Genomic DNA, 19182 nt, shown 5'->3' with positions numbered 1-19182 from the left:
CGACCAACCGATGGTCGCTCCTGTCCCTGTGGAGGTCCCCGACGAGCCGCCACTGCCCGTCGGCGTACCCAAAGAACAGATCCAGGGCCGCAACCCGTGGTATCTGGCGTGGCTTCGCCTGCGCCGCAACAAGGTTGCCCTGGCCTGCGGTGTGCTGTTCGTCCTGATCGTGCTGTTCTGCCTGGCGGCGCCGCTGTGGGCGCACTACATCGCGCAGACGGGTCCGAATGACAACCACATCACCGACACGGTGAGCATCAACGGCGTCGACACCGACGTCGTCTCGCCCGACGGCACCCCGCTGGGGCCGGGCCTGCACGGCAGGTACCTGCTCGGCGCCGACCAGAACGGGCGAGATGTCATGGTGCGCCTCATGTACGGCGGGCGGACGTCGATCTACATCGGGCTGGCCGCCGCTGCGGTCACCACGGTGCTCGCGGTGATCGTCGCGCTGCTCGCCGGGTACTACCGCGGCTGGATCGACGCGGTACTGTCTCGAATCCTCGACGTGATCTGGGCGTTCCCAGTGCTACTGCTCGGTATCGCCTTGGGCACGGCGCTGGCGATCGGGGGTCTGAAGCTGGGTGTCGTGCAGATTGCGGGGGATTCGATCTGGATTCCGATCCTGATCATCGGCCTGGTGTACGTGCCGTACATGGCCAGGCCACTGCGCGGGGAGATCCTGGCGCTGCGTGAGAAGGAGTTCGTGGAAGCCGCTGTCGCTCAAGGCATGGGTCCGCTGCGGATCATGGTCGGCGAGCTTCTCCCGAACATCATCTCGACGATCATCGTGTTCTTCACGCTGAACATCGCCAACAACATGCTGCTGGAGTCGGCGCTGTCATTCCTCGGCGCCGGGGTCCGACCGCCCAACGCCTCCTGGGGCACGATGATCGCCGATGGCTATCAGCTGATCTACACCGCACCGCACCTGACGATCGTGCCCGGTCTCCTGATCGTTCTCACGGTGCTGGCGCTCAACGTGTTCGGGGATGGTCTGCGGGATGCGTTGGACCCCAAAGCCCGTATCAGGCTGGAGCACTGATGGGGCAGTTCGTCGCGCGGCGGGTCCTCGGCATGATCGCCGTGCTGTTCGCGATCTCGGTGATCGTGTTCCTCATTTTCAACGTGGTGCCGAATTCGGACCCCGCGGCGCGGATCGCCGGTAAGAACGCCGACCCCGATCTCATCGCCCGGGTCAACGCCGACCTCGGACTCGACCGACCCCTGCCCGTGCAGTACCTGACGATGATGAAGCAGATATTCACCGGCGAACTCACGTCGTATGCGAGCGATCGCAATGTGGGCGAACAGATCTGGCACGGGCTGCCGGCGACGTTCTCACTGTGCATCGGTGCGGCGGTGATCTGGATGGCGCTTGCGGTGCTGTTCGGTTACCTCAGCGCCGTGCACGCCGGCCGGTTCGGTGACCGCGCGCTGAGCATCCTGTCCCTGGTCGGCATCTCGATGCCGGTGTTCTGGCTGGCCGCGATCTTGCTGTACTTCTTCACCTACAAGGTGCAGCTGTTCCCGACGGGCAGCTATGTGCCGCTCACCGAGGACCCCCTGGACTGGGCATATCACTTGGTGCTGCCGTGGTTCACGTTGGCCGTGTTGTTCATCGGCTTCTACAGCCGAGTGCTGCGATCGAACATGCTGGACGCGATGAACGAGGACTATGTCCGCACCGCGCGGGCAAAAGGTCTGACCGAACGCCAGGTCCGAATCCGACATGTGTTGCGCAACTCGATGATTCCGATCGTCACGCTGTTCGGCCTGGATTTCGGCATGGTCGTCGGCGGAGGGGCGATCCTGACCGAAACGGTGTACAACCTCGACGGTGTCGGGCTCTACGCTGGTGAGGCGATCCGCAGCCTGGATCTGCCGCCGCTGATGGCGGTGACGATGTTCGGCGCGTTCTTCATCGTGTTGTTCAACACGCTCGTCGACATCGCCTACGCCGTGCTCGATCCGCGGATTCGACTGGGACAGGCGGCACCGACATGAGCGACGCTTGCGGAGCGAATCAACAGCAGAAGAGCGAAGACCTGTTGACCGTCGAGAACCTACGGGTCGGATTCGCCACCGAAGATGGCCTGGTGCAGGCTGTCGACGGGGTGTCTTTCTCGCTGGGTCCGGGTGAGATCCTGGCCATCGTCGGCGAATCGGGGTCGGGCAAGAGCGTGACCGCGCAGACGCTGACGGGGCTCACCCGCTCTCCGAACAGCCGGATCACCGGGTCGGTCACCTACCGCGGTCGCGAACTGGTGGGCCTCGACGACGACGGGTTGAGGGAGATCCGCGGCGAGGAGATCGCCATGGTGTTCCAGGATCCGATGTCATCGCTGAACCCGGTGTATCGGGTGGGCGACCAGATCGTGGAGATGATCCGCGCGCACCGCGACGTGCCGAAGTCCGAGGCAACCCGTCGGGCCGCCGAACTGCTGACGGCCGTGGGCATTCCGAATGCAGAGAGCCGTCTCCGCAGCTATCCGCACGAGTTCTCCGGCGGCATGCGCCAGCGCGTGATGATCGCGATGGCGCTTGCTCTCGAGCCTGCGTTGCTGATCGCCGACGAGCCGACCACCGCGTTGGATGTCACGGTGCAGGCGCAGATCCTGCGCCTGATCGCCCAGTTGAACGCCGAGCGGGGACTGGCCGTGGTGCTGATCACCCACGACCTCGGGGTGGTCGCTGAAGTCGCCGACCGGGTCGCGGTGATGTACGCGGGCCAGATCGTCGAGGACGGCAGCCTGGACGACATCTTCTACACCCCACAGCATCCCTACACGTGGGGGCTGCTCGGGTCGTTGGCCCGCCTGGACAGACCGCGCTCGGAGCGACTCACGCAGATTCCCGGTCAGCCACCGTCACTGCTCGATCCGCCGCCGGGATGCCGCTTCGCGCCCCGGTGTGCTTTCGAGTTCGACCGGTGCAGTCAGCCGCCCGACCTTGCCCCCACGCTGAGCGGGACGCATCTGGACCGCTGCTGGCTGGACCTCGAGGAGAAAGCGCGGGTGCGCACATGACCGAACCGCTGCTCGAGGTCACCGATGTCGTCAAGCACTACCCGATCCGCTCGGGCATCGTGATCGAGCGGGAAGTCGGCACGGTGCGTGCGGTCGACGGGGTGAGTCTGACGCTGAACGAAGGCGAGACGTTGGGTCTGGTCGGCGAATCGGGCTGCGGCAAGTCGACGCTGTGCCGGGCGATCCTGCAACTCATTCCGCCGACCTCGGGCTCGGTCAAGTTCCTCGGCCAGGAACTCGTCGGCTTGTCCCGTCGCGAGCTGCGGCCGCTGCGCCGGCAGATGCAGATGATCTTCCAGGACCCCTATGCCTCTTTGAATCCGCGCAAGCGCGTCGGGCAGATCGTCGGCGATCCGATGGATCTGCACGGTCTGGCCAGCGGCGCCGAGCTGAAACGGCGTGTGCAGGACCTGCTGGACCGCGTCGGTCTGCGGCCTGAGCATTACAACCGATTCCCGCATGAGTTCTCCGGAGGTCAGCGACAGCGCATCGGTATCGCTCGCGCGCTGGCGTTGCAACCGAAGCTGATCGTGGCTGACGAACCGGTGTCCGCTCTGGACGTCTCGGTGCAGGCGCAGATCATCAACCTGCTCAAGGACTTACAGGCCGAGTTCGGGTTGTCGTATCTGTTCGTCGCCCACGACCTGGGTGTGGTCCGACATGTGTCGGACCGTGTCGCGGTGATGTACCTGGGCAAGGTCATGGAGAACTCGGGCACCGACAGCCTCTACGAGCGGCCGGTGCATCCGTACTCCAATGCGCTGCTGTCGGCCGTCCCGATTCCCGATCCGCGACTCAACGAGGCACGTGAGCGCGTGGTGCTCGAGGGCGACGTCCCCAGTCCGAGCAATCCCCCGTCGGGATGCCGATTCCACACCCGCTGCCCGTGGGCGACCGAGATCTGCTCCACCGAGGAGCCTGCGCTGGTGTCCTACGAATCCGGTCACACGGCCGCGTGCCATCATCCGCGCAACGTAGAGACACTGCCGGTCTGACGCCGGCCTGGTCCTGTCCTGGTCCTGGCCTGGTCCTGGAATGAGAAACGACCCGATCGGCTGTCCCCTCCGCAGCCGATCGAGTCGATTCTGCTCAAGCTAAGCCGGACGCGCGGGCCGGAGCAATCGGGGAAACCCCTATTTCTGCGCGCTCAGGGCTGCGCGGGGACCGGAATAGGAATGGGGACTGGCACGAAGGGCACGGTGAGGTAGCTCGTCGTCGTCACCGCTCGAGTCGTCACCGCCTGCGTGGTCGTCGGCGCCTGCGTGGTCGTCGGCGCCTGCGTGGTCGTCGGCACGGTGGTGGTCGGCACCGTGGTCGTGGGCACCGTCGTGGTGGTGGTCGGGACCGTCGTGGTCGTGGTGGTCGTCGACGGTGTCGTGGTCGTCGTGGTGGTCGTCGTGGTCGTGGTCGTGGTCGTCGTGGTGGTCGTCGTCGTCGTGGTCGGCACCGTGGTGGTCGGCGCGGGAGGCGCGTTGGTGGTGACGACCGGGGCGGGCGGCGGGGCCGCGCTGGTGGGCGGCGCGGCAGGCTGTCCCGGCACGGTGACGGTCTCGCCGACCGGACTCGTCGGGGTCAGTTCCCTGCTCAGGGGCGCGGTTCCCGGCTTCGGCCGGTCGGAATCCGAGCTGTCGACACTGGTCAGTGCGATCGCGACGCCGCCGACGGCGACCAGCGCGATGGCCGCGACCACGCCGAGCAGCGAGAGAGGCAACCGCCGCCACCCCGTCGGCTCGTCGTCGACGCGCGCTTCCTGGGGGTCATCGAGCCGGTAGGGGTTCGGTCGCGCCGCGCTGCTGGTGGGCTCGTCGACGTAGTCGTCGATGACGTAGGTGTCCTCGCCGTCGAAGGGCACCACGTCGTCGGTCGATGGATCGTCCTGCGACCATGCCAGCGCATAGGTCGAGTCGGCGCCGGCGTCGGGCCCTACGGGAGCGACGGCGGGCGCGGCGCGCGTCGCGGTCTCGGCGGCTCCCCCGAAGGCGGCGAACAATGCCGCGCCGACGGCTGCGTCCAGCGCCGGTCGCGGTGACCACAGGACCCGGCCGGGATAGGCCGAAAAGCGCTGCCGTACCGCCGGAATGGCAGAACCGCCGCCCACCAGGACGACGGCCGACAGGGCTGTAGCGCCACTGTTGTTGCGCTGCAGGGTGTCTCGCAGCGCCTCGACGAGGTCGTCGAGCGGGCGGGCCAGCAGCGCATCGAGATCGGCTCGCGTGACCACGATGTCACCGCGGTACCCCGGCACGTCGACGTCGATGCGGGCTTCGGGCTCCGTCGAGAGGCGCTCCTTGGCGCCGCGACACTGCTCCCGCAGGCGCGCGAGCGATCCGACCGCGGCGGTCGCGCCGGTGTCCTCACCGCTGTGCGGAACGCGCTCGAGGACATGGGTGAGCAAGGTCTGGTCGATCTGGTCACCGGCGAACTCCGCGAACCGCTCGGTGCGAGCGATCAATTCGAGCGATCCGGCCTCGGCAAGGCTGATACTCGTTCCGCTACCGCCGATGTCGAGAACGGCCAGCACCCCCCGGCGTTCGAGACCGGGGTCGGCCACCATCGCCGTCAACGCCGCCACCGCGTCCGGAATGAGCCGCGGCGGCGGTCCCCCCGGCGCGAGCGGCCCGCTGGCCGTCAGCGCCTCGCGCAGCGCGTCGATCGGCCCGGGTCCCCAGTACGCCGGCACGGCGATCGCGACGTCGGTTGGCGCGGCGGAGCCGGCCAGCGCAGCCATCGATTCCAGCGCGTCGACGACGAGTTGGTCGGCCAGGTACCGCGACCCGTCGTCAGCGACCAGGGGCACCGGATCACCGACACGCTCGACGAAGCCCCCCAGCGTCACCCCGTCACCCTGACCCGAGGAACGGCCCGCGGGAAGGCCCACGTCAGGGGCAGTGTGGCCGTAGACGGTGAGCACGGACCGGCGGAGCACCGGAGGCCGCCCGACTCCGGCCGCGACCAGATTGGTGGCGCCGACGGACAACCCGAGTGCATCGCTCATGACGGGGCACACCTTAATCGCCGTCGCCGCTGCAGCCCATCAGACACTCTGCCCGGCAGAACTGTGCTGCAATGACGCCATGGGTGACATCGACGACATCAAGACGGTCAAATACCGGTACCTGCGCACGCTCGACACCAAACACTGGGACGAGTTCGCCGACACCCTCACCGACGATGTGATCGGCCACTACGGCGAATCGGTCGGCGAGGAACACCATTTCGGCACCCGCGACGAACTGGTCGATTTCATGCGGACCTCCCTGGGCCCGGACATCATCACCGAGCACCGGGTGACCCACCCCGAGATCACCGTCGACGGCGACGAGGCGACGGCCACCTGGTATCTGCAGGATCGGGTCATCGCGCCAGCCTTCAACTTCATGCTGATCGGCGCGGGTTTCTACCACGACCGCTACCGCCGCACCGACGCCGGCTGGAAGATCAGCGAGACCGGATACGACCGCACCTACGACGCCTCGATGTCGCTGGAGGCGCTGAACTTCAAGGTCAAGGCCGGCCGGGCGGTCAAGCAGTAGGGATCACCCCGCGGCGGAGGTGACGGCGATCATCGCGCCGGGACGCAGCCACCGCATGATCTTCACCAGCGTCGCGTCGTCGATCGCGACACAGCCGGCCGTCGCCCCTCCGTCGGTGCTGTGCACGAAGAAGGCCCCGCCTTTACCGGGGACGCGTTCCTTGTTCACACCCATCACCACGGCGTGCGCGTACTGCGGGATGTCGAGATTCTCGGTGCCCGAACTCGGCGCGGTGTCGAAGCGGCAGTTCTGCTTGTCGCACACCTGCATGGTGTTGTAGGTGGGGCTCTTCATGTCACCGTCCCACCAGTGGTTGGGCCCCACCCTGATGTAGCGCAGCCCCCCGCCCGGATCGGGCTGGGTACCGAAGGAGAAGTCGAGGGTGTAGATCCCCTCGGGCGTCATCATCGATCCGTCGAAGTGGTTGGGCGACATGCCTTTTGCCCCGATCTTGGCAGGGACGCCCACTCCGCCGGTGACGGGCTGCCATCCGGCGGCGGTGCGCTGCCATACGTCGAGGGTGGCGTCGGAGCCGCCCGTGCCGGTCACCGCGAGCACCTGCGTGGCCCGGCCCACCGACGCGGAGAACCACGGGGTGAGCGCGGCCCGCGCGATCGCAGGTGGCGTGCCCGCGAGGACGATCGCCGCGCACAGCATGGTGAGCAGTCGGCTCATGGGCTCCGATCGTGGTCGCCCGACCCAGCATTCGGGGTCAAGATTCGGACACGATCAGGTCGCAGTACGCGAGGTTTGCTCTCGCAGCGTCTCGGCTACGTTGGCGTGATGGACTTACTGCCCGCACGTCTGCGGCGGCCGCGACACCGAGGAATCACCCAGATCGGCCGGGGGCTGGGCACGCTGGATCGCGAGGTGTTCGAGGCGATCGCGGAGTCCCCCAGCCCCCTGATCGACGCGGTCATGCCGCGGCTGACCAGGGCGGCCGACCATTCCAAGCTGTGGTTCGCGATCGCCGCGGGCCTAGCCGTGTTCGGCAATCCGTCGGTGAAGCGCGGCGCGATGCGTGGTGTCCTGACTCTGGGGGTGACGAGTCTGGTGACCAATCAGGGCGCCAAACGGGTGTGGCGAAGGGACCGGCCGAACCGGCTGACGGTGCCGCTGGCACGTCAGACACGGCGGGCACCCACCTCGAATTCGCTGCCGTCGGGGCACTCGGCGAGCGCCGCGGCGTTCGCGGTGGGAGTCGGTCTGGAGAACGCGCCCGTGGGGCTGGGCCTGGCTCTGCTCGCCGGGATGGTCGGAATGTCGCGGATCGCGGTGGGTGCGCACTACCCCGGTGATGTGCTGGCGGGCCTCGGCCTGGGCGCCGGAATCGCCGTGTTGGGCGCCCGCGTGGTGCCCCCGATCGTCGAGGAGCGGCTGCCCGGGGTTGCCCCGCTGAGCGTCGACACGCCGCCGCGGCCGCGCGGCGCGGGGGTGACCGTGGTGGTGAACCCGGCGTCGGGCAGCGGCACGGGCGCCCGGGTGCTCGACGAGGTGCGCGAGGCCCTGCCCGAGGCGGAGATCGTCGAGCTGAGTGAAGACGACGACGTGCCCGCGGTGTTCCGGTCGGCCGCGCAACGCGCGGACGTGTTGGCAGTCGGTGGTGGCGACGGCACGGTGGCAGTCGCGGCGAGCATCGCCCTGGAGGAGGGGGTGCCCCTGGCGGTGTTCCCGGCGGGCACGTTCAACCACTTCGCCAAGGACATCGGCTGCGACACCACCGCCAAGACAGTGGCCGCCATCGAGAACGGGACGGTGTCGTGTGTGGACACGGTGTGCCTCAACGAGAAGCAGATGGTGGTGAACACCGCCAGCATCGGGGCCTATCCGCAGTTCGTCCAGACGCGTGAGAAGTGGGAGCACAAGATCGGCAAGCCGCTGGCCGGGATCTACGCGATGTTCCACACCCTGCGCCGCGACCAGCCGGTACGTATCAAGTACGACAACCAGACGCTGCAGACCTCTCTGTTCTTCCTCGGCAATTCGATCTATCTGCCGTCGGGCTTCGCTCCTTCGCGACGGACGCGCATGGACGACGGGCTCATCGACATCCGCATCCTGGAGACGGGCCGGCCGCTGGCGAAGTGGCGGATTCTCGCGGCGCTGATGTTCGGACGCCTGGTCCGCAGCCCCCTCTACCGTGAGTTGCGCGTGCCCGAATTCGCCTTCGAGTCCGTCGACGGACCGACGGTGCTCGCGCTCGACGGCGAGGTGGGCACCGAGGTCACGAAGGCTAGCTTCAGCGTGCGCTACCGCTCACTTCCCGTATTTCGTCCGGCTCCGTGACCGGACGCACCGGACGCAGCACCAATAGGCACGCGACCACATAGGCGTAGCCCAGCGCCCATCCGGCGATCACGTCGGACGGGTGGTGCACGTTGAGGACGACGCGGCCGACGCCGATCGTGACGATCAGGGCTACTCCCGCCGTGATCAGCCATGCCCGCCGAGCGGCGGGAACGAGCGGCAGCGACACCGTGAGCAGCGCGATGACCGCGACCGTCACGCCGACCGCGTGTCCCGAGGGGAACGACGACGATGCGGCGTGCACCAGGGCGGTCGACGGCCGTGGCCGGTCGACCAGTCTTTTGGCGATCTCGGTGACCAGGCCCGACAGCTCCACGCTGACGATCAGGAAGACGGCGAGGCGCACGTGGCGTCGGACGAACGCGACGACGATCACCACGATCGTCACCAGGCGAAAGGCCGTCGGGCCGAGCACCGTGCAGAACACGTCCCAGAACGTGACCCAGCCCGGGTACCGTTCTCCGATCCGCAACGTGGCGTCGAGTGCGGCATCGTCGATGCGCGACAGCGGTGCCCAGCCGAGGCGGTATCCGAGCAGCATCGCGACGAAGATGCCGAGCGCGAGCACCGCAGATCCGGCTAGCAACCCTCTGCGCGCATCCATCCGACCACGTGTACCACCCGACATTGTGGAAAGACCACAAAACCATCTGAGCTACCGTGCCTGCATGGCCGTGTTCTTGCGCAAGTTGCTCCGCATCGGGAAGCTTCCGCATGAGCTCCGCGCCGAAGTAGAGGCCGAGGGGATCGTCTTCATCGCCGAGTACGTGGCGGTGACGCGGCGGTTCCGGGGCGCGGTGCCGGGACTTCGTTCGGCGGGCAGCATCGCCAGTTACGTCGGGTCGCTGGTACTGACCGAGCAGCGGGTGCTGGCCACGCTCTCCTCCGTGCCCAAGCTCGCCGGACGCACGATGGATCTGCGTTGGGACGCGCCACAGTCAGGAGCTGTCACCGCGACGTTCGACGAACGCGGGCTGACTCTCGACGTCGACGTGGCTGCCGTCGATCCGCGCTGCTCCGGTGAGCTGTCCCTGCACTACAAGGAAGATCTGCCTGCCGATGTGCTGGCACGGTTGCCTCGGCGCTCACTGGCCTACGATGTGCCGCCCGAGTTCGTGTTCCGGGCGGTCGGGGTGCCGTACCACCCGTAGCGGCTCAGCCGTCGATGTGCATCGGCGGGTCGTTGAACGCCGGGTCACCGCCGGGCCGGCCGGGTCCCATGACCGCGCACTGACGCACCGGGACCAGATGCGTACCGAAGCCGCTGGGCACCACCGAGGCGATCCCCACGCACCGCTGCCAGCTGCCATCCGGCTGGATCGGGTCGTCGCATTTGCTGATGTATCCACCGCCGTAGAGGCAACCGGCGCTGGCCGGCGCGGAAGTCACCACGCCCAGACCCGACAACGACGCTGTCAGAAGTCCCACCGCAACGATCGTCGCCTTCATGGTCGTCTCCCCTCACCGCCTCCCCGACGCTACCGCGTGGGCATCTCCCACTTGTCCCTCTTGGCGCTTTTGTCGTTACCGTGGGCCCGGACGACGTGTAGGAGCTGATCTCGGGAGGACGCAGCTGTGAGTGAAGGCCGGCGGGACAACGTTCTGCTCGTGCACTGGCATGACCTGGGCCGCTACCTCGGCGTCTACGGGCACCCCGATGTGTCCAGCCCGTACCTCGACGAGCTGGCCCGCGACGGCATCCTGTTCACCGACGCCCATGCCACGGCGCCACTGTGCTCCCCATCGCGTGGCTCCCTGTTCACCGGCAGGTACCCCCAGAGCAACGGCTTGATCGGGCTGGCGCACCACGGCTGGGAGTACCGGCCCGGCGTGCGCACCCTTCCCCAGATTCTGTCCGAAAGTGGTTACCACAGCGCACTTTTCGGTATGCAGCACGAGACGTCGTTCCCGTCGCGCCTCGGTTTCGATGAGTTCGACGTGTCGAATTCGTACTGCGAATACGTCGTCGAACAGGCGGTGCAATGGCTTGCCGATCCCCCGGACAAGCCGTTCCTGCTCACGGCTGGTTTCTTCGAGACCCACCGGCCCTATCCGCACGATCGGTACGTCCCCGCTGATCCGGAGTCGGTGCGCGTGCCGGACTACCTTCCCGACACCGCAGCGGTGCGTCAGGATCTGGCAGATTTTTACGGCTCCATCACAGTCGCCGATGCCGCGGTCGGTCGGCTGCTGGACGCGCTGGCGGCGACCGGTCTCGATCGCACCACGTGGGTGGTGTTCGTCACCGATCACGGCCCCGCGCTGCCCCGCGCGAAGTCCACACTGTACGGCGCAGGGACCGGCATCGCGCTGATCATGCGGCCACCCCGTGACGCGAACCTGCCGCCGCGGGTGTACGACGAGTTGTTCAGCGGGGTCGACTTGCTACCCACAGTGCTCGACCTGGTAGAGGTCGACATCCCGTCAGAAGTCGAAGGCTATTCGCACGCAACACATCTGGTTGCTAACCGCAGGCATGCCGATCCTGTGCGCACCGCCGTGTACACCACGAAGACCTACCACGACTCGTTCGATCCCATCCGAGCCATCCGGACCAAGCGCTACAGCTACATCGAGAACTACGCCGCGCGACCACTCTTGGATCTGCCGTGGGACATCGCCGACAGTGCACCCGGGCGGGCAGTCGAACCGTCGGTGAATTCACCGCGTCCCGAGCGCGAACTCTACGATCTCGCAGCCGATCCCATCGAAGCGCACAACCTGCTCGCCGAGCAGCCCACAGAGGAGGCCGAGGCGCTCGGCAGTGATCTGGCGCTGCTGCTCAACGACTGGCGTCAGAGCGTCGGTGACGTCATTCCCTCCGACTTCGCGGGAACGCGCATCGCCGCCCGCTACACGGAAACCTACCTGCTGGTTCAGGATCTTCAATTGCCCAGCCGCGCAGCGATTGCCGCCGACCGCGGGATCGCAGAGGACGAGCAGACAGGACAAGACTTAAGCTCACCGTGATCCTTTGGTCGGGTCGTCTCACCTGCCGTGATGGCAGCTAAGCTCACGGCCATGTCCGCCCCGACCGCCTACCTGGTGCTGGCCTCCCAGCGCAGCGGGAGCACCCTTCTCGTCGAATCGCTGCGGGCCACCGGCGTCGCGGGTGAGCCGGGTGAGTTCTTCCAGTACCTGCCGACCACCAGCCAGTCGCCGCAGCCGCGGCAGTGGTTCGAGGGCGTGACCGACGAGTCGATCCTGCGTCTGCTCGACCCGCTCGACGAGGGCAAACCGGATCTCGCCCCACCGGAGATCTGGCGAGATTACATCCGCACCGTGGGGCGCACACCGAACGGCATCTGGGGCGGCAAGCTGATGTGGAACCAGACCCCACTGCTGATGCAGCGAGCCGAGGGGCTGCCCGACCGGAGCGGCTCCGGGTTGCTCTCAGCGATTCGCGACGTGATCGGCTCCGATCCGGTGCTGATCCACGTGTACCGCCCTGACGTGGTGTCACAGGCGGTGTCGTTCTGGCGGGCCGTGCAGACCCGAGTGTGGCGCGGGCGGCCCGACCCGGTGCGCGATGCGCGCGCCGAATATCACGCCGGCGCGATCGCGCATGTCGTGAAGATGCTGCGCGCGCAGGAGGACGGCTGGCGGTCCTGGTTCGCCGAGGAGAACATCGAGCCGATGGACGTGCCCTACCCGGTGTTGTGGCGCAACCTCACCGAGGTGGTGGCCTCCGTGCTCGAGGCGGTCGGACAGGATGCGCGGCTGGCGCCGCCACCGGTGTTGGAACGTCAGGCTGATCAACGGTCCGACGAATGGGTGGATCGGTACCGCGCCGACGCCGAACGGGAGGGCCTACCCACATGAGCGCTGGGATCTCGGACACCTACGACGCCATCCACGTCGACGAGCTGAGGCTACTGGAAGCCGAGGCCGTGCACATCATCCGCGAGGTGGTGGCAGAGCTCGAACGCCCGGTGCTGCTGTTCTCCGCGGGCAAAGACTCGATTGTGCTGTTGCGATTGGCGGAGAAAGCTTTTCGGCCCGGTCCGCTGCCGTTCCCGGTGATGCATGTCGACACCGGGCACAACTTCGACGAAGTCATCGAATTCCGTGATCGACGCGTCACCGGCCAAGGCCACAAGCTGATCGTCGCCTCGGTGCAGGAATCCATCGACGCGGGCCGCGTGCCCGATCCCGGCCCGGGCGCCTCCCGTAACCGCCAGCAGACCCGCACGTTGCTCGATGCGCTCGAGGCCGGTGGCTTCGACGCCGCGTTCGGCGGCGCACGGCGCGACGAGGAACGTGCCCGCGCGAAGGAACGCATCCTGAGTTTCCGCGACGAGTTCGGTCAATGGGATCCCCGTGCCCAGCGGCCGGAACCGTGGTCGCTGTACAACGGGCGGATTCGCCGCGGCGAGCAGGTGCGGGTGTTCCCCCTGAGCAACTGGACAGAGCTGGACATCTGGCGCTACATCGCACTGGAGGACCTCGAGCTCCCGTCGATCTACTTCGCCCACGAACGCGAGGTGTTCGAGCGCGACGGAATCCTTCTTGCCGTCTCGGACTATGCCCAGCCGGCCGACGGCGAGACCGCCGCGGTCGAGTGGGTGCGCTACCGCACGGTCGGCGACCTCACCATCACCGGAGCCGTGCGATCACACGCCACGGCCATCGACGGGGTGATCAGCGAGATCTCCGCAGCCACCGTCTCCGAGCGCGGCGAGACACGCGCCGACGACAGGACGTCGGCGGCGGCCATGGAGGACCGGAAGCGCGAGGGGTATTTCTGATGGGCACTCGTCAATTGCTGCGCATCACGACCGCGGGGTCGGTGGACGACGGCAAGAGCACGTTGATCGGCCGGCTCCTCCATGACACGGACAGCCTGCCGCTGGACCATCTCGAGGCTGTCACCGACGAGGAGGGTGTGGCCGATCTGGCGGCGCTGTCGGACGGGCTGCGCGCCGAACGCGAGCAGGGCATCACGATCGACGTCGCCTACCGGTTCTTCTCCACCGACACTCGCAGCTACATCCTCGCCGACACCCCGGGGCACGAGCGCTACACCCGCAACATGTTCACCGGCGCCTCCAATGCCCACGTCGCAGTGTTGCTGGTCGACGCCCGGGCCGGTGTGCTGCGGCAAACCAACAGGCACGCACGCATCGCGAACCTGTTGGGAATCAAGCACTTCGTCGCCGCGGTGAACAAGATCGACCTCGTGGATTTCGACCGGGAGCGCTTCAGCGAGGTGGACCGGCAGCTGCGCACGGTGACCGCACGGCTCGGCGGCGCCGATCTGACCGTCATTCCCATTGCCGCCAAGCACGGCGACAACGTGGTGCACCGCTCGCAACGCACCGGGTGGTACGAGGGGCCCACGCTGCTCGAGTACCTCGAGTCGGTGGAACTGTCGGCGCCGCAACCGGAATCGCGCACATTGCGGCTGCCGGTGCAGTGGGTGTCGCGCCCCACGGCCGAACAGCGCCGCCGCTACACAGGGCGGCTCTCGGGAGGCACCCTGCAGGTGGGCGATTCCATCGTCAGCCTGCCTGCGGGGACCCGCTCCACCGTGACCGTCGTCGACACTCTCGACGACGATCGCCCCGTTGCCGTTGCGCCGCTGTCGGTGTCGATCGAACTGGCCGACGACATCGACGTCGGCCGCGGCGACGTCTTCGTCAGCGGCGACGACGACGCGGTGCTGCCGGTGCTGGCACGTGAGCTGGATGCCACCGTCTGCTGGTTCCGCGACAGCCCGATGCGGGCCGGTGACCGCTTCGCATTGAAGCAGGGCACACGCACGGTTCGGGCCACGGCGCAGGCACTCCATTCACGGCTGGATCCCGAGACTCTCGACGATCTCGACCATCCAGTGGAGTTGGTGCTCAACGACATCGGCGTGGTGACGCTGCGCACCAGCTCGGTCGTGGTGGCCGACAGTTACGCCGAGAATCGCGACAGCGGCGCGTTCATCCTGATCGACGAGACCACCAACGACACGGTGGGCGCCGGGACGATCATCGAACCGCGTGAGGTGAAGCCCGGCGAGCAGACACGCAACGACATCCGTTGGCATCCGTCGTCGCTGGAGCGCGAGTACCGCCGCGCGGCGACCGGGCAGCGCGGCGCGACGGTGTGGTTCACCGGGCTCCCCGCCTCCGGCAAGTCCACGATCGCCGTCGCCGTGGAGCGCGCGCTCGTCGACGCCGGGCACGTGGCCTATCTGCTCGACGGCGACAACATCCGCCACGGGCTGTCCGACGATCTGGGCTTCTCTGCCGGCGATCGTGCCGAGAACATCCGTCGCGTCGGTCATCTCACCCGGCTGTTCGCTGACGCGGGGGTGGTGGCGTTGGCGTCGCTGGTGTCTCCGCTGAAGTCGGACCGGGAGATCGCGCGGGCCCTCAACGACGCAGCGAAGCTGCCGTTCATCGAGGTCTACGTCGCGACTCCGCGGGAGGAGTGCGAGAAGCGGGATCCCAAGGGGTTGTACGCGCGGGCCCGTGCCGGCGAGCTGAAGGGCTTGACCGGCGTGGACGCTCCGTACGAGCCGCCAGAGGACGCCGATCTCGTGCTGGATACGACGGGGGCAGACATCGACACCCTGGTCGCGCAGGTCATCGACCTGCTCGATCAGCGCCGCTGACCCACCTGCGCCACCACGAAGATCCGACGGAACGGGAAGAACGTGGTGCCGTCGGACCGCCGCGGATAGGCCTCGGCGAGAATCGGGATCAACTCGGAGCGGAACTGCTCCCACTGCGCGTCGCTCAAGGCGCCGCGCACCGGCCGCAGCGCGGTGCCGTGAATCCAGTCCAGCACCGGGTGCTCACCGGTCAGCTCGTGGACGTAGGTGGTTTCCCAGACGTCGGTGGTGCAGCCGGCGTCGTGGAGCAGACCGGCGTATGACTGCGGCGAGTCCACCACCTCCGCGCTGCGGAAGGGGAAGTCCCGCAACAGCTCTGCCCACTGGGGTTGGGCCGCGAGGTCACGGACCACGCGGTGGGACGGCGCGTCGAAATTGCCGGGCACCTGGAAGGCGAGCCATGCTCCCGGGCTGAGTTCGGCGGCCCACCGCACGATCAGCTCCCGATGCTCGGGAACCCACTGCAGCGTGGCGTTGCTGACGACGACGTCGGTGTCGGGCGCCGGTGACCACTCCCGGACATCGCCGACCTCGGCGGCCACGCCGCGCTCGCGCGCTGCGGCCACCATCTCCGGGGACGAATCCCACGCCTCGATCGTCGCGCCGGGCCAGCGGGTGGTCAGCGTCTGGGTCAGGTTTCCCGGGCCGCACCCCAGGTCGACGATGCGGCGCGGCGCGGTGGCGCCGACGCGCGAGGTCAGATCGTAGAACGGTCGGCCCCGGTGGTCGGCATAGGCGAGGTAGACCTCGGGATTCCACATGCGGCCAGTCTGTCAGGCGGTGGACGGTTAGATTGGCAACCGTGGAATCCACCGTCGCAGCCGAGGAGCCCGACGAGTTACCGCTTCCGGTACCCGACGTTCCCGGTGCCGACGCGACGGCCCGCGGCCTGCCGCGCCGAATCGACCTGACACTGCGTCAACGGCTGATCGTCGACTCCTCCGCGGTGGCCGACCTGGCCCTGCGGACCTCGATCGCATCACTGCTCAGCGTGACGATGGCGCCGTCGGTGGTGGGCGCGCTGCGTCGGACACAGTCGGCCGCCGAGCAGGAGCACCTGGAGTTCTACGCCGAGATGGCGTCGATGAAGGATCCGTCCGTCGCGTTCCCGGCCCCGGAGTCACCGCCGCGGGTGTCGTCCCGGCCAGCGAACCCAGTCGCCGAGTGGGTGGCCCACGGCAACGTCCGCAACATCCGTTTCGAGAGCAGCTTCACCGCCGTCAACCCCGCGCTGCGCGAGCAGTGTGCCGGCTTCGTTCGCAACAACGTCGTCCATGCGCAGCACTGGCGCCACGACGACGGGCCAAGGCCCACGCTGTGCCTGATCCACGGCTTCATGGGCTCGGCGTATCTGTTCAACGGACTGTTCTTCGCACTCCCCTGGTTCTACCGCTCGGGGTACGACGTCCTGCTGTACACACTGCCGTTCCACGGCCGCCGCGCCGAGCAGTACTCACCGTTCTCCGGGCACGGTTACTTCGCGCACGGGTTCTCCGGCTTCTGCGAGGCGATGGCCCAGGCGGTGCACGACTTCCGGTCGGTGCTGGATTATCTCGAGTACACCGGCGTGGACCGCATCGCGTTGACCGGTATGTCGCTGGGCGGATACACCTCGGCCCTGATCGCCAGCGTCGACGACCGCATCCAGGCCGTGATCCCCAACGTTCCCGTAGTGACGCCCGATCGCACGGTCGACGAGTGGTTTCCTGCGAACAAGGTCGTGGCGCTGCGGAATTGGCTGTCCGGCGCGGACAGTGAACTGGTCGACGCCGCGACGATGTATTCCTCGCCGCTCAACTATCGGCCGCTGCCGGCCAAGGTGCGGCGCTTGATCATCGCCGGCCTGGGCGACAGGCTGGCGCCTCCTGCGCAAGCCGAGATGCTCTGGAGGCACTGGGACCGCTGCGATTTCCACTGGTTCCCCGGCAACCACGTGTTGCATGTCAGCCAGCCGGACTACCTGCGACGGATGACGCGGTTCCTCGGCCCCTACATGTTCGACTGAGGCCTCAGACCAGCGGGCGTCCGGTGCGGATGCGCCAGTCGATGTCTTTGAGCAGCACGTTGAACGGAAACTCCCGCACCACGCGCGGCGAGCACGTGTTGACCAGCCGCAGCACCCTAATGATGCGGTCGAACCGCTTCTGCTGCTTGTCATCCCAGGACAGATGCATCTCGTCGCGGAAGCGTTGCGGCAGGAATCCTGTGGTGATCAGCAATGCCGTCTGCTCGGCGTGGCGCTGCAACGGGCCGGGCAAGCGGACTCCGCGAACCCGGGACACCGCGATCGGATACAGGTACTCGCGAACGGTGTCGTCGATGTGCACCTTCTCCAGCGACTCCTGCCAGTACCGGTCGAACGCCGCGGGATCGGCCGGCCACATGTGCTCGGGCACCTGCAGCATCGTGCCGAGTTTGCGGCCCTGCTCGAAGAGCCTGGCCTCGGTCTCGGTATCCATCTCGCCGACGAAGAGGCGATACACGTCGACAACGCCCTTGTACAGACAGGCCCCCACCCACAGCTGCAGGTCCTTGTCGAACGCGTTGTAGGAGACCGGACTGTCCTCGAGCGAGTACACCTGCGCGTGGGCCCGGTTCACCGCCCGCCGGAACGCGTCCTTCTGCGCGTCGGTGCCGTTCGTGGACACCGCCAGGTAGGTGAACGTCGTGCGGGCCCGCTTGATGGGGTGCAGGTCGACACGGCCGCTGTCGACGCGGCTCTCCAGCACTCCGTAGCCGACGCCCGGCCGGGCGAGTTGCATGATGACGTTCGCCGGGCCGGCCAGCAATCCGAGCCCCAGCATTCCCTCGTCGGGTTTCGCGCTTCCCGACGGCTTCGTGCTTCCCGACGGCTTCGTCCTTCCAGACGGCTTTGTGCTTCCAGACGGCTTTGTGCTTCCAGACGGCTTTGTGCTTGCAGACGGCTTTGTGCTTCCAGACGGCGACGTCGTCGCCGAGTCCTGTACCGCCACGAACCGCTCCTCTCGCGCCGCCGCTCAAAGTTGCGAACGTGCGTTTCCTGATTGTGTTGCCGAGCCGAGCGGGTGTCAAGATGGGGTATGGCCCAGGTTCGTCCGTATCGCGGCGTCGACGCCTCGCAACGGATGGCCGGGCGGCGCCGGCGGCTCCTCGAGGCGGGTCTCGACCTGCTCGGCGGCGCGCCCGTTCCCACCGAGCTCACCGTGCGCGCGCTGTGTGCCCGCTCCGGGCTCGCGGCCCGGTACTTCTACGAGAGCTTCGCCGACAAGGACGCCCTGGTCGCCGCGCTGTTCGACCAGGTCGTCGCCGACATCGCCAGCACCACCGAGGCCGCGATGGCGGCCGCTGCGCCGGCAGAGCAGGCCCACGCCGCGATGACGAACATCGTCCGGGTGGTCTCCGACGACGCGCGGCTGGGGCGCCTGCTGTTCAGCGCCCACCTGACCAACCCGGTCGTGGTGCGCAAGCGAGCGGAGTCCGGTGCGCTGTTCGCTCTACTGTCCGGCCAGCACGCCCAAGCTGCACTGCACCTGGAGAAGAACGAGAGGATCGCCACGGCAGCGCACTTCGTGGTCGGCGGTGTGGCACAAACGTTGAGCGCGTGGCTGTTCGGCGAGTTACGGGTCAGCCCAACCGAACTGGCGGCGCAACTCGGCGCCCTCATCGACCAACTCGGCGACCCGCGCCTGTATCGCACCGACGACTGATCTTCCGGTTAGCGGTAATC

19 protein-coding genes are annotated in these 19182 nt (G+C 67.5%); 13 read left to right on the top strand and 6 right to left on the bottom strand.

Going from position 1 to position 19182, the window contains the following annotated elements:
* The first annotated feature begins 10 nt into the window (after window positions 1-10).
* The 4 genes from ACZY1G_RS02305 to ACZY1G_RS02290 are packed head-to-tail and all read left to right on the top strand — an operon-like array spanning window position 11 to window position 4024.
* The gene (locus ACZY1G_RS02305; protein ID WP_463813419.1) at window positions 11-1045 is read left to right on the top strand and encodes an ABC transporter permease; all 1035 of its coding nucleotides are present in this window, start codon (window positions 11-13) and stop codon (window positions 1043-1045) included.
* Window positions 1045-2007 carry an ABC transporter permease gene (locus ACZY1G_RS02300; protein ID WP_463813418.1) on the top strand — a complete coding sequence of 321 codons (963 nt, stop codon included), beginning with the start codon at window positions 1045-1047 and terminating at the stop codon, window positions 2005-2007. Before ACZY1G_RS02305 ends, ACZY1G_RS02300 begins: the two co-directional genes overlap by 1 nt.
* A complete protein-coding gene (locus ACZY1G_RS02295; protein ID WP_463821481.1) occupies window positions 2004-3029 on the top strand; it encodes an ABC transporter ATP-binding protein in 1026 nt (341 codons plus the stop codon). Before ACZY1G_RS02300 ends, ACZY1G_RS02295 begins: the two co-directional genes overlap by 4 nt.
* Window positions 3026-4024, top strand: coding sequence for an ABC transporter ATP-binding protein (locus ACZY1G_RS02290; RefSeq protein WP_463813416.1), 999 nt, complete (start codon window positions 3026-3028; stop codon window positions 4022-4024). Before ACZY1G_RS02295 ends, ACZY1G_RS02290 begins: the two co-directional genes overlap by 4 nt.
* Window positions 4025-4176: 152 nt before the next feature.
* Here ACZY1G_RS02290 and ACZY1G_RS02285 read toward each other — a convergent pair whose 3' ends face one another.
* Window positions 4177-6024, bottom strand: coding sequence for an Hsp70 family protein (locus ACZY1G_RS02285; RefSeq protein WP_463821480.1), 1848 nt, complete (start codon window positions 6022-6024; stop codon window positions 4177-4179).
* A gap of 79 nt (window positions 6025-6103) precedes the next feature.
* Between ACZY1G_RS02285 and ACZY1G_RS02280 the strand changes: the two genes are divergently transcribed.
* Complete coding sequence (locus ACZY1G_RS02280; protein WP_463813414.1) at window positions 6104-6562, top strand: nuclear transport factor 2 family protein; 459 nt, start codon at window positions 6104-6106, stop codon at window positions 6560-6562.
* Window positions 6563-6565: 3 nt separating this feature from the next.
* Here ACZY1G_RS02280 and ACZY1G_RS02275 read toward each other — a convergent pair whose 3' ends face one another.
* A complete protein-coding gene (locus ACZY1G_RS02275; RefSeq protein ID WP_463821479.1) occupies window positions 6566-7237 on the bottom strand; it encodes a L,D-transpeptidase family protein in 672 nt (223 codons plus the stop codon).
* Window positions 7238-7345: 108 nt separating this feature from the next.
* Between ACZY1G_RS02275 and ACZY1G_RS02270 the strand changes: the two genes are divergently transcribed.
* A complete protein-coding gene (locus ACZY1G_RS02270) occupies window positions 7346-8848 on the top strand; it encodes a diacylglycerol kinase family protein (protein ID WP_463821478.1) in 1503 nt (500 codons plus the stop codon).
* Here the strand turns inward: ACZY1G_RS02270 and ACZY1G_RS02265 are convergent.
* On the bottom strand, window positions 8802-9473 hold the full coding sequence (locus ACZY1G_RS02265) for a phosphatase PAP2 family protein (protein ID WP_463821477.1): 672 nt from the start codon (window positions 9471-9473) through the stop codon (window positions 8802-8804). The two genes, ACZY1G_RS02270 and ACZY1G_RS02265, sit on opposite strands and share 47 nt — an antisense overlap.
* Window positions 9474-9537: 64 nt before the next feature.
* On the opposite strand from ACZY1G_RS02265, the gene ACZY1G_RS02260 reads away from it, so the two are divergent.
* Window positions 9538-10020 carry a hypothetical protein gene (locus ACZY1G_RS02260; protein WP_463821476.1) on the top strand — a complete coding sequence of 161 codons (483 nt, stop codon included), beginning with the start codon at window positions 9538-9540 and terminating at the stop codon, window positions 10018-10020.
* 4 nt (window positions 10021-10024) lie between these two features.
* On the opposite strand, the gene ACZY1G_RS02255 is transcribed toward ACZY1G_RS02260, so the two are convergent.
* Complete coding sequence (locus ACZY1G_RS02255; RefSeq protein WP_463821475.1) at window positions 10025-10318, bottom strand: CDGP domain-containing protein; 294 nt, start codon at window positions 10316-10318, stop codon at window positions 10025-10027.
* Between the two features lie 126 nt (window positions 10319-10444).
* Here ACZY1G_RS02255 and ACZY1G_RS02250 point away from each other — a divergent pair, with 126 nt between their 5' ends.
* From ACZY1G_RS02250 to cysC, 4 genes are read left to right on the top strand one after another with little or no spacing between them, the layout of a single operon-like run.
* Complete coding sequence (locus ACZY1G_RS02250) at window positions 10445-11839, top strand: sulfatase family protein (protein ID WP_463821474.1); 1395 nt, start codon at window positions 10445-10447, stop codon at window positions 11837-11839.
* Window positions 11840-11890: 51 nt separating this feature from the next.
* Entirely contained in the window at window positions 11891-12691 is an 801-nt protein-coding gene (gene stf0 / locus ACZY1G_RS02245; protein ID WP_463813407.1) for a trehalose 2-sulfotransferase, read from the top strand.
* The gene (cysD, locus tag ACZY1G_RS02240; protein ID WP_463821473.1) at window positions 12688-13617 is read left to right on the top strand and encodes a sulfate adenylyltransferase subunit CysD; all 930 of its coding nucleotides are present in this window, start codon (window positions 12688-12690) and stop codon (window positions 13615-13617) included. Before stf0 ends, cysD begins: the two co-directional genes overlap by 4 nt.
* The gene (gene cysC, locus ACZY1G_RS02235) at window positions 13617-15476 is read left to right on the top strand and encodes an adenylyl-sulfate kinase (protein WP_463813404.1); all 1860 of its coding nucleotides are present in this window, start codon (window positions 13617-13619) and stop codon (window positions 15474-15476) included. Before cysD ends, cysC begins: the two co-directional genes overlap by 1 nt.
* On the opposite strand, the gene ACZY1G_RS02230 is transcribed toward cysC, so the two are convergent.
* The gene (locus tag ACZY1G_RS02230; protein ID WP_463813403.1) at window positions 15464-16237 is read right to left on the bottom strand and encodes a trans-aconitate 2-methyltransferase; all 774 of its coding nucleotides are present in this window, start codon (window positions 16235-16237) and stop codon (window positions 15464-15466) included. The two genes, cysC and ACZY1G_RS02230, sit on opposite strands and share 13 nt — an antisense overlap.
* Window positions 16238-16278: 41 nt before the next feature.
* Between ACZY1G_RS02230 and ACZY1G_RS02225 the strand changes: the two genes are divergently transcribed.
* On the top strand, window positions 16279-17481 hold the full coding sequence (locus tag ACZY1G_RS02225) for an alpha/beta hydrolase family protein (RefSeq protein ID WP_463821472.1): 1203 nt from the start codon (window positions 16279-16281) through the stop codon (window positions 17479-17481).
* A 4-nt stretch (window positions 17482-17485) separates the two neighbouring features.
* On the opposite strand, the gene ACZY1G_RS02220 is transcribed toward ACZY1G_RS02225, so the two are convergent.
* Complete coding sequence (locus ACZY1G_RS02220) at window positions 17486-18448, bottom strand: oxygenase MpaB family protein (protein ID WP_463821471.1); 963 nt, start codon at window positions 18446-18448, stop codon at window positions 17486-17488.
* A gap of 87 nt (window positions 18449-18535) precedes the next feature.
* On the opposite strand from ACZY1G_RS02220, the gene ACZY1G_RS02215 reads away from it, so the two are divergent.
* Window positions 18536-19162, top strand: coding sequence for a TetR/AcrR family transcriptional regulator (locus ACZY1G_RS02215; RefSeq protein ID WP_463821470.1), 627 nt, complete (start codon window positions 18536-18538; stop codon window positions 19160-19162).
* Window positions 19163-19182: the final 20 nt, after the last annotated feature.

It is taken from the genome of Mycobacterium sp. IDUB_5 (assembly GCF_055419565.1).
This window is presented reverse-complemented; position numbering and strand designations above follow the sequence as displayed.